Here is a 9,773-nt window from a genome sequence, read left to right as displayed (position 1 = left end):
TTCCCTGGAAATACGTATTAATATACAGGTTGTACCAGGGAGAATTACTAGCGTAAAGATAAGCACGAGTAGGCACGAAGCAATCAAAGAAGGTACACCAATAAGTGTGAAAAAGCCAAAATTATTTTCTGTATCTGCCAATAAACTTGGTCATTTTCTTGAATTTTTAGGAGAATAATTGTGGCAAAGATTATCATTAATGAATTCTACCGGGGTGGAACTCTCACTGCCGGGTATGAATTCATTGAGCTTTTACTTGTTGAAGACTTAACATCTGCACAACTTGCAATACTGCAAGGGCTGAGAGTTTTTGTAGGTTGGGTTTACCGTGTGTGAAACCCAACAAATGCTTGTAAATGTTGGGTTTCGTTCCTCAACCCAACCTACGTATTTTCGTATTTTTAAGCTTAACCGAGCAGTATTGGCACAACTTGAGTCTTTTTTTATTGGAGATTCAACAAGTACAAAAGCTTCTAAGTTCTCTGCTTATGACTTTACCGCACACTCCTAATGAGGTCAAAGGTACTCAGTTCACAGAAGTGATGCATTGCCCCATCAGCGAACCCTTCGCTGCTGTGGGGCGAGTCCTGGCACAACTCCACAGTATGGATCTTCGCCCAGAGACGGTTTGGACGTCCAGCGAAGAGCTTGCCCGGTTCCGTTACTGTTTAAAAGGTGTCAAGCGAGCTCTTCCTCAACTCAAAGCCCAACTCAACAGCGTGCTTGCTCTTCTTCAAGATTTATCCCATCGGCTGCCTTTCCTACAAAACCAGCCTATTCATGGCAATCTCCACGGCGATCGGATTCTCTACAGTCCTGATGGTATTGGCGTTGTTGATTGGGATGCTTTGTCTCTCGGTGACCCTCTCTACGATGTCGGTCGCCTGCTTGCCGGAACGGGTGCTCGAAGGTCAAAGCCAATATCTTTCTCTGCCAGCGCTCAATCATGGGGTTGACAGCAGTTACCAAATAAATAGCTTTGGGTAAGGATTTGGTTACAGTTACAAATCCAATCCCCATTGCCCCTGAATAAGGAGGGGACTCCACCAGCCCTTTATTCCCAAAGGGAGCCCCTACCTTCCCCCCTAGTTCTCAGTTAACTGATTTTCCCGGTAAAAACTCGCTCTGCTGGTCCGGTCATGTAAACCCGTTGGTCTACTTCTGACCATTCGATTTGCAAGGGTCCTCCGGGAAGATCCACAGTCGCCGTGCGATCGCATCTTCCTGTCAACACCCCAGCTACCAATGATGCACAAGCACCAGTACCGCAGGCTAAAGTTATACCAGCACCTCGTTCCCAGACGCGCATTTTTACGTAATCACGACTAACGACTTCAATAAATTCTGTATTTGTCCGTCGGGGAAATACGGGGTGGTTTTCAAATTGAGGACCAATAACTTCCAAAGTAATGGCAGCGACATCTTCTACAAAAGTAATGCAATGAGGGTTGCCCATACTCACACAGGTCACATCCCAAGTTTTTCCTACCACTTCTATCGGTCGATCGATAACTTTTTCGTCATCGGGAGCGATAGTCGTAGGAATTTCACCAGCAAGTAATTTCGGAAGCCCCATATCTACTTTAACTTGACCATCCAACATCAGTTGGGGTGTCATCACACCGGCTAACGTATGAATCGCATATTTGTCACTTTTCCTCTGAGTTCCTTCGAGATCGGCTAAGAAAGCAGCTAAACAGCGAATACCGTTCCCACACATTTCTGGTTCTGAACCATCGGAGTTGAAAATCCGCATGGTATAGTCATTACCATTTTCTCCCGGTAGTGCAAAAATTACACCGTCAGCACCAATACCAAAGTGGCGATCGCATAACTTAATTGCTTGTTCTGGTGTAATTGCGGGTGTAGATGACAAGCGATTGTCAATCAAGATAAAGTCATTACCCAAACCATGATACTTAGTAAATTCGATTGCCATTTCTCAATTTTGTGAATTATATTTGTGTTTTGTCATTAGTCATCTGTCCATTGTCATTCGTCCTTCGTCCTTTGTCATTTATAAAAGATGAATAACTAATGACCAATGACTAATGACCAATGACTAATGACCAATGACTAATGACTATGATTACTGAATTTGATACCTCTCTGCCTAGTATTCGACAAGTACAAAACCTGATTAAGGAAGGTGCTTCTGTCCAAATCAAGCTAGTAACGGGTGACCTTGTTACTGGGAAAATGATATGGCAAGACGTACAGTGTTTGTGTTGTGTAGACGAAAACAAGCAGCACATAACTGTTTGGAAGCAAGCGATCGCTTATATCAAACCAATGATGTAGAGACATCCCATGGCACGTCTTTGGTTTAATCCAATAAGTTATCCATGGGAAGAAACTCCGTAAACTACCTACACTTCCCTTGCGGGTAAGTGTAGGCTTTTAGAAGCCCTGGAACCACCAACTACGGGTATCTGGCAGCTGATAAATTCCGAGCCACAGGGGCGGTTTACATTCTCCCCTAGGAGTGCGATGACTCGCGCCCCATTCGCATCAGCATCACCTTTCCAGTCACAGTGTTGGCAATGAAAGTTTTTACCACTGCGGTAAGACTTCCCCTTTTCAGGATGGATGTGCAAACAATTGTGACAAGTTTGTGACGTATATCTAGGGTCAACCAAAATTACCGAAACGCCATATATCTTCGCTTTGTAGCAGACGAATTGTTTCAACTGGTAAAAAGACCAAGAGTTGCTTAAAAAACGCTGTTCTCGCTTGTTAGGTTTTTCATTTAATCGCTCTCTGATTCCTTCCAAATCTTCAAGCACAACATGGCGATTAGTGCGCTTAGCGTTTAGCAATATAGCGTTGGAAATATTATGATTTAACCACTTTTGGTATCTTCTTTCTTTGCCAGCTAACCGTTTCTGGAGTTGTCTGCATCTACGTCTAGAACTCCGCGTGCCTTTACTGGCTTTCTGCTGCAACTCTGCTCGAATCTTGGAATACCTAGCTCGAACAGTTTCGATTTGCTTACCCGACCAAGATTCATCATCGCTGGTATAAGCAATATCTCGCCTTCCCAAGTCAACGCCTAAATATTGGTCAGATTTAGCAGGCTGCAATACAGAATGCTCAACCTGAATATGCAAACAATATGTCTTACCAGTTCTTACCAAAACAGCACTAGTAATCTCCTTATTCTCCCTATCAGACAACAAATAATTTGTATATTTGTTAATCGCGAGAGGAATACCTTTTACCCGTTTACCCAGCAAGGTAAGACTGACAGTATTGTCATGCCAGTTAAAGGACATTGTTCTAACATCAAACGGTACGCTTCCAGGCTTGTATTCCTTTACTCGGTTAACTTTACGATTTCCCGCAACACGAATACAAGCTTGGATGACATGATTTGCTTGCATTCCTGATTTTTCTTTAGCGTCCTTGTAAATAAGTTTCTGTATCCGCGTCGCACTTTTGTATTTTGGGTTAACACTTGCATTTACGTAATTACAGGTGGCCGCAAACATTAACATTAAGTTGTCAATGTCAGTGGCACTAACCGCGTCAACCTCTAATTTACAAATTGCTGTCAAAGTTTGTATTTCCAAAATTATTATCACATCCTATAATTAGCTTAACCGATGGAGCTAACTATGTCAAGTCAAAGGTCTGGAAAAAAAGCAATGAGAAACGAGCCTCTATTCTATGAGGAGCGTAAAAAGATACATGGAGTTTGGTTAACCCCTACTGCATGGGATTACATTAAAGCGGTAGGTGACAAAGAAGGTATAAGCGCAAGCGAGGTCGTAGAGCGCTGGGCTAGAGAACATATTGGCAAAGACTCGGACACCCCTCTCCCGCGTTAACCGGAACGGTTAACATGGGTCGGGGATGTACCTCGTCTTTGCCCCGTCATTCCTGAGGCAGCGCGCCCCTGCGGGTTCCCCGACTTAAAGCGCCTGCCGTCCCGCCACTGATTTGGAGTACCAAATGAGCGTGGGGGACTCCTGACGGGTTAGTTGAGTGCGTCAGCTTCACCAGCTTTTACTACTGGTACAGGCGAAGGCGCTGTAGTTTCCGGTGCAAGCAACTGCACGAGTTGATTGACAGCAACTAAGCTACCACATACCAAGACTTGGTCGCGAGCTTGTAAGTCCATACTGTTATTGGGAAAACGGATAAATTTTCCATCTCGTCGCATTGCCTGCACTTTGATCCCATACTGGTTGTATATATCCAAATCGCCCAAAGTTTTACCAACCATTGAAGAGTCTGTACTAACCGCAACCCATTGGCATGCGCTGTTTTCACCGGGAACAGCAACCTGTCCTTTGGCAAATTCATCCAAAGCAGCAAACTCACCATCAGAACCCACAATTAACAAGCGATCGCCTTCTTGCAATTTAGTTTCGACAGAAGGAAAGTCTATTTCCTCACCTCCTTCACGGCGGATAGCCATCAAACTAACCCCCGTTAAGTAGCGCATATCGGCTTCTTCCAAGGACATACCGATGAGAGGTGAACCAGATGGTAGGGGATACCAGCGCTTGTTGAGGTCTTGAGTTGCTTGTTGCAAATCGCGAGAAACCTCAGAAGCAGTACGCACGGGTCTGAGGTCTAAATAATGGCTGTTGCGAATTTCTTGCATTTGTTGCTGCACGAGTGCAGGCGATAAGCCCACTTCCTGGGTGAGAATGTAAGTTATCATTTCCAAACTAGCCTCAAACTCTGGTTGCACAACCTCTCTTGCACCGAGTTGGTAAAGGACTTCAATACTCTTATCATTAATAGCACGAACAACAACATTTAAATCGGGAGATAATTCCAAAGCTCGTTTCAAGCAAAGACGAGTGCTCATGGGGTCAGGGAGTGCGATCGCCATTCCTCGTGCAGTGTTGACTCCAGCAGTTTCTAAAACGTGAAAACTCACACAATTGCCATAGACATAAGGAATTTTAGCTTCTCGCAATTGCTGAATTCTGGCTTCCGACTGATCGATGACGACAACAGGTAACTCGCGAGCCAGCAATAACTTAACTAAGTTCCGTCCCACTCGCCCATAACCGCAAACCACCACATGATCTTTCAGTGACAATTCTTTGGTAACTTCTAAGGGCTTACCCTCATCAGTTAAAAAGTTCTTTAGCCATGGGACTGTCTCTATCCAATCAAATAAAATCGGAACCGAACGCAGCACAAACGGGGTCAGTACCAGTGTCACTGCTGTTGTTCCCAATATCAATAAATATATTCGTCGGGAAACTAGCCCCAGTGCTTGTCCTTCACTAGCAAGCACAAAGGAAAATTCTCCAATTTGAGCCAATCCCAATCCAGCAATTAATGCCGTTTTTAATGGATAACGAAACAGTCTTACTAATGGTGTTATAATTATGAGCTTGCCTACAAATACCAGTGCCACTAGCCCCAGAATCAGTTCCAGATTGTTCCATAAAAACACTGGGTCAATCAACATCCCAATAGAAGCAAAGAACAAACTAGCAAAAATATCTCTTAGTGGCTCCACATATGATAAAGTTTGGTCGGCGTACTCCACCTCCGAAATCATCAAACCTGCAACAAATGCCCCCATTTCAATAGAAAGCCCCAAATACGCTGTTAGTAGAGCAATACCCAAACACAGCGCCACCACTCCTAACAAAAATAATTCGCGACTTTCAGTGCGAGCTAGCAATTGTAATAAAGGAGGTATGAGCCAAATTCCAGCAACAACAGCACCAGCAGCAAATAACCCAATCTTTAACAATGCCAAGAGTACAGCTACACCGATAAATTCCCCCGGTTGATCGAGCGCAGGTAAGACTGCAAGCATCAGCCCCAGTGCCAAATCCTGTACTATCAAAATACCCAGCATCACTTGTCCGTGGGGCGTTTCTGTTTCATTCCGCTCCATCAAGCATTTCAGGACAACTGCTGTAGAAGATAGAGACAAAATTGCCCCCAAAAACATACCCTTAGCCGGCAAAGTTGCCCAAGCCCCAGTCACCCCGCAAACCATAACAGTGACCAAAATTGTTAAAGCAATTTGTAGCCCACCACCTCCAAGGGCAATGTTTTGAACTTTTTTAAGTTCCGTAAACGAAAACTCCACACCCAAAGCAAACAATAGAAAGGCGACTCCGAACTGAGCCAAAGTTTCCACTTGAATGACTTCTTTGATCAGTCCCAGTCCGGTTGGTCCGACGACTATTCCGCCAATTAGATACCCCAGTAAAACTGGTTGTCGCAAAAGCGCAGCCAGCAGACCGCCACAAGCAGCCACGGCAAAAACCGAAACTAAATCAACTATCAGTCTAAAATCTTCCTGCACAAGTTTTGAGACACACTGTTAAGACCTATTTACAATAAGGATACAAAGTTTTTTATCAGCCTGATAGTTATTGGGGAAAGGGACATGGGGACACGGCGACACGGGCGACACGGGACACGGGAGACACGGGGAGACATGGGGACATGGGGACATGGAGGACATGGGGACATGGGACATGGGGACACGGGGACATTGAAGAATAATTTATCTTCAATCCCAATGCCAATCCCCACGCTTATGATATAAACAGACGCATTCTTGGTTGTCTTATGTTAACTGTTAAAGACTTAGAGCAATTGCAAATAGAGCATCCAGAGTGGTAAATGGAACTGGTAGATGGGAGTATTGTAGTTATGGGTCTATCGGATTATGAGTCAGAGGAAATTGGCACTCGGTTAAGTACCCTTTTTAAATACATGGGTCATGCCAAGGAAATTCGGGAGGGTGACTGGTTCGAGTGCGGGATTTATCTTACCAGGTACTGATATAAATGCTAGCAATGGAGCTAGTACAAATTTACGCGCTCCCGATGTGTCCTTTGTACGGCTGAACGATTGAAGAAAACTAAGCGCGATTTTGTAGAACTAGTACCCGATCTTTTAGATTTTAGATTTTGGATTTTAGAGGATGTTTTTTAAAGTAGTATTTTATACTGTATTCGACAATTCTTTATTTATTTAAGGTTTTCTATGCTAAAAACAACATGGAAGATTGGGAACTCCCTTTCTTTATAAGTGAGTCTGTTTCTCAACAGAACTATCCAAGTTGTTTTTCTCTTCGACAAGACCGTGTATAGCGTTACCCATTTTCAGAACAAATCAAAAACCAACAACCGTGTAACCAATGCTCTCCTTGGCATCTTTGCTGCTTTACCTGTTGTATTTACCTCACCTGTACTAGCTCTACAGGTACAAGTTAGCCCGGAATCTCCTCAATTAGGAGACACTATATCAGTTATAGTAAATGTAAATGATGCCGCTCCCGGTAATAATGTGACTGTTACCAGTGGTGATGATAAGTACCCGGCATATGAAATTGCACCCAATCAGTACCGTGCTTTTATCCCTACGACACCATTGGAAACTCCAGGGAATAGAACCATTCAAGTGACGGGAGAAGGACAGGTACAGAATTTGACATTACAAGTACGGTCTCGCAAATTTCCCGTACAACGAATTAATTTACCGCCTGGAAAAGCAGGAGTCAAAGCTACAGAACATGAACTTCAACGTGTTGCGGCTTTTAAAGCGTTGCAAACACCAGAAAAATATTGGAAGGGTCCATTCCTAGCACCAAATAAAGGGCGAGTGAGTACAATTTATGGAATACGTCGCTACTATAATGGTAAATTTGCTAAGGACTACTACCATCGAGGTCTTGACTATGCTGGGGGTGCAGGTTCGCCTGTCATTGCTCCAGCAGCTGGGCGAGTCTCATTGGTGGGCAGAGTCTCAGAAGGATTTCGAGTCCACGGTAATGTCGTTGGTATCGATCACGGGCAAGGCGTAACTAGCGTTTTTTTGCACTTGAGCCGCATCAATGTAAAGGAGGGAGATTTTGTTCAACCCGGTGAACTCATTGGTGCAGTCGGTTCAACAGGCGCTTCCACGGGACCTCATCTACACTGGGGTTTGTATGTCAATGGTAAATCTATTGACCCAGTACCCTGGCGAAAACAAGAAGTTAAATAAAAATTTTCTTGCATTGGTAACTTTTTGCGTACTATTGGCTCTTAATTGGGCAGAATAAGTAGGATTGGTACCGTCCCAACCTTGCTTGGATGGCTTATAAGATGATAAACATTATGAGTATAGAAAAAATTGTGGAACAAGCTCTCCAGGATGGTTATCTTACACCAGCAATGGAAGCAGAAGTCGGGCGAATTTGCGATAACGCTAACGAACTATCAATAGAAGAGTACATGGCGTTAGATCGGCTGATGGGGTCGCTTTTAACTGGCGAGGTGATGGCGGTACCGCGCAAACAGTTTATCAACGTCATGGAAGAATTGGTACTTACCGAGGCAATAGCCCGCGTTGCTGAAATTGAAGCGACTAGCGAAAGTTCTCTGGATGTCGGTGATATTGCTGCTTACGCTCTCAACCGTCTACCACCCCTTTACGCCACCACAGAAGAAGGTGCTACCTACCAGCGCCAAAAGGCTAGAGCACAACTTCAGGAATTAATTGCTCAACAAGTTAACGAAGCAATTGCTCGCAGTCTCGATAGACCTACCGTTGGTAACACGCCAGTAGGAACTAGAAACACAAGCAATGAAGTTCTGCGACAAGTGAGTGCTTTACTTGAATCTTACGCACCCCAATTTGAGCAAAAGTAAATTGGTCATTGGTCAAGTGTCATTAACTAAGGACAACTGACAAATGACACTTGACCAATGACACTTACTGCCGTACTTCTACTGGTGTTCCCAAATTGACCTGTTTGTAAAGCAAGCGAACATCAGGATTACGCATACGCAAGCAGCCATGAGATATGGCACTGCCTATCACTTCATCATCTGGGGTTCCATGAAAGCCAATTTGATTTCGCCCATCTGTCCAAAAACCGATCCATCGGTCTCCTAAAGGGCTATCAGTACCAGATGAGAAAATTTTCCCCGTGATGGGGTGTTGCCAGATTGGATCGCGTTGCTTGTGTAAGACTTGAAATGAACCAGTAGGGGTTTCCCAACCTTTCTTGCCAATACCAATGGGGTAACTTGCTATCACTGTCTCCCCACTATACACATATACGCGGCGATCGCTTAAATCAACGACGAGTTGCCTGTTTTGAGATGCAGCTAAAGTCGTTTGTTTTGAGGGTGCGAACGCGGATAGCAAAGTTATGCCATTTGGGTGTCCTTGGCTATGTGCTCTCAACGCTGTTTTAGATGTCTTTGCTAAATTTGGTTGAGGGGTTGTAGAGGTGGTGATGCGCCAATGGACAACGAGAGATAGAAATGCTGTCCCAAAACATAGCAGCATCACTATACGCGTTAAAGAGTCATTTTTTGCCCTTGCCATTGTATACCTTCTCCACCACATTCAACTCTTGGATTTTTCTGTACGCTAACCCCAGTCTAGCTTGAACTCTCAAATCTCTTCACTAGTAAATTACACAGAAATACTGGCAAATTTTTTTTACGTTCATTTTATAGTTACAAAAAATTTATAAACAATTATCAGTTCCCTCATGATTTTCTTAAAAGTCCTGGGCACACTAGGGCTATAGAGAAGATTATGCCACTGCTGATATTTGAAAAACGTTGTTGAGAGAACTTGCGCTCCCTGGAACTCTTTCAAAATGCAGCCATCAATCATTATTAGGTGTGGGTGGGAGAAAAGCTATGTTAGAAAAATTATTCTTGGCGGTTACAATTACTTTTTCTTTAAATCTGTTTTTTTTATTAGAGGATAACAATATGATGAGTTTTGCCTGTCAATTCTATAAATTGTTTCCATAACACTGACATCTCCTCTGA

At 43.8% G+C, this 9,773-nt stretch carries 11 protein-coding genes and 1 pseudogene; 8 read left to right on the top strand and 4 right to left on the bottom strand.

Translation table 11 applies throughout. The annotated features are described in order from the left end of the window. Positions 1-180: 180 nt before the first annotated feature. A complete protein-coding gene (locus F7734_RS59125) occupies positions 181-336 on the top strand; it encodes a hypothetical protein (protein WP_155753486.1) in 156 nt (51 codons plus the stop codon). 152 nt (positions 337-488) lie between these two features. After that, positions 489-956, top strand: coding sequence for an aminoglycoside phosphotransferase family protein (locus tag F7734_RS59120; protein WP_243147629.1), 468 nt, complete (start codon positions 489-491; stop codon positions 954-956). Between the two features lie 140 nt (positions 957-1,096). On the opposite strand, the gene dapF is transcribed toward F7734_RS59120, so the two are convergent. After that, the gene (gene dapF / locus F7734_RS59115; RefSeq protein ID WP_155753484.1) at positions 1,097-1,939 is read right to left on the bottom strand and encodes a diaminopimelate epimerase; all 843 of its coding nucleotides are present in this window, start codon (positions 1,937-1,939) and stop codon (positions 1,097-1,099) included. Between the two features lie 146 nt (positions 1,940-2,085). Here dapF and F7734_RS59110 point away from each other — a divergent pair, with 146 nt between their 5' ends. Continuing rightward, on the top strand, positions 2,086-2,301 hold the full coding sequence (locus F7734_RS59110) for an RNA-binding protein hfq (protein ID WP_155753489.1): 216 nt from the start codon (positions 2,086-2,088) through the stop codon (positions 2,299-2,301). A gap of 68 nt (positions 2,302-2,369) precedes the next feature. Here F7734_RS59110 and F7734_RS59105 read toward each other — a convergent pair whose 3' ends face one another. After that, positions 2,370-3,383 carry an RNA-guided endonuclease TnpB family protein gene (locus F7734_RS59105; RefSeq protein WP_207714477.1) on the bottom strand — a complete coding sequence of 338 codons (1,014 nt, stop codon included), beginning with the start codon at positions 3,381-3,383 and terminating at the stop codon, positions 2,370-2,372. A gap of 234 nt (positions 3,384-3,617) precedes the next feature. Between F7734_RS59105 and F7734_RS59100 the strand changes: the two genes are divergently transcribed. Beyond that, a complete protein-coding gene (locus tag F7734_RS59100) occupies positions 3,618-3,830 on the top strand; it encodes a hypothetical protein (protein WP_243147215.1) in 213 nt (70 codons plus the stop codon). Between the two features lie 149 nt (positions 3,831-3,979). Here F7734_RS59100 and F7734_RS59095 read toward each other — a convergent pair whose 3' ends face one another. After that, complete coding sequence (locus F7734_RS59095) at positions 3,980-6,292, bottom strand: cation:proton antiporter (protein WP_166482823.1); 2,313 nt, start codon at positions 6,290-6,292, stop codon at positions 3,980-3,982. A gap of 84 nt (positions 6,293-6,376) precedes the next feature. Here F7734_RS59095 and F7734_RS59090 point away from each other — a divergent pair, with 84 nt between their 5' ends. The 4 genes and pseudogenes from F7734_RS59090 (at position 6,377) to F7734_RS59075 (ending at position 8,630) form a co-directional block, all read left to right on the top strand. Beyond that, complete coding sequence (locus F7734_RS59090) at positions 6,377-6,538, top strand: hypothetical protein (RefSeq protein WP_155753483.1); 162 nt, start codon at positions 6,377-6,379, stop codon at positions 6,536-6,538. Positions 6,539-6,615: 77 nt separating this feature from the next. Further along, a pseudogene (locus F7734_RS59085) lies at positions 6,616-6,894 on the top strand (Uma2 family endonuclease); the annotation flags it as partial. Positions 6,895-7,080: 186 nt separating this feature from the next. Further along, positions 7,081-7,983 carry a M23 family metallopeptidase gene (locus F7734_RS59080; protein ID WP_166482822.1) on the top strand — a complete coding sequence of 301 codons (903 nt, stop codon included), beginning with the start codon at positions 7,081-7,083 and terminating at the stop codon, positions 7,981-7,983. A gap of 113 nt (positions 7,984-8,096) precedes the next feature. Further along, positions 8,097-8,630, top strand: a complete 534-nt coding sequence (locus F7734_RS59075; protein ID WP_155753482.1) for a late competence development ComFB family protein — start codon at positions 8,097-8,099, stop codon at positions 8,628-8,630. A 64-nt stretch (positions 8,631-8,694) separates the two neighbouring features. On the opposite strand, the gene F7734_RS59070 is transcribed toward F7734_RS59075, so the two are convergent. After that, complete coding sequence (locus F7734_RS59070) at positions 8,695-9,315, bottom strand: L,D-transpeptidase (protein ID WP_155753481.1); 621 nt, start codon at positions 9,313-9,315, stop codon at positions 8,695-8,697. Between the last annotated feature and the right edge of the window lie 458 nt (positions 9,316-9,773).

The organism is Scytonema sp. UIC 10036 (genome assembly GCF_009725235.1).
Note: the sequence above shows the minus strand (reverse complement) of the source record. Positions and strands in the feature narration are given on the sequence as shown.

Bases quoted from the DNA above. Each gene is read 5' to 3' on its own strand.
- F7734_RS59075 (WP_155753482.1), top strand. From the start codon at position 8,097: ATGAGTATAGAAAAAATTGTGGAACAAGCTCTCCAGGATGGTTATCTT.
- F7734_RS59110 (WP_155753489.1), top strand. From the start codon at position 2,086: ATGATTACTGAATTTGATACCTCTCTGCCTAGTATTCGACAAGTACAA.
- F7734_RS59100 (WP_243147215.1), top strand. From the start codon at position 3,618: ATGTCAAGTCAAAGGTCTGGAAAAAAAGCAATGAGAAACGAGCCTCTA.
- F7734_RS59105 (WP_207714477.1), bottom strand. From the start codon at position 3,383: ATGCAAGCAAATCATGTCATCCAAGCTTGTATTCGTGTTGCGGGAAAT.
- F7734_RS59070 (WP_155753481.1), bottom strand. From the start codon at position 9,315: ATGGCAAGGGCAAAAAATGACTCTTTAACGCGTATAGTGATGCTGCTA.
- F7734_RS59120 (WP_243147629.1), top strand. From the start codon at position 489: ATGACTTTACCGCACACTCCTAATGAGGTCAAAGGTACTCAGTTCACA.
- dapF (WP_155753484.1), bottom strand. From the start codon at position 1,939: ATGGCAATCGAATTTACTAAGTATCATGGTTTGGGTAATGACTTTATC.
- F7734_RS59090 (WP_155753483.1), top strand. From the start codon at position 6,377: ATGGGGACACGGCGACACGGGCGACACGGGACACGGGAGACACGGGGA.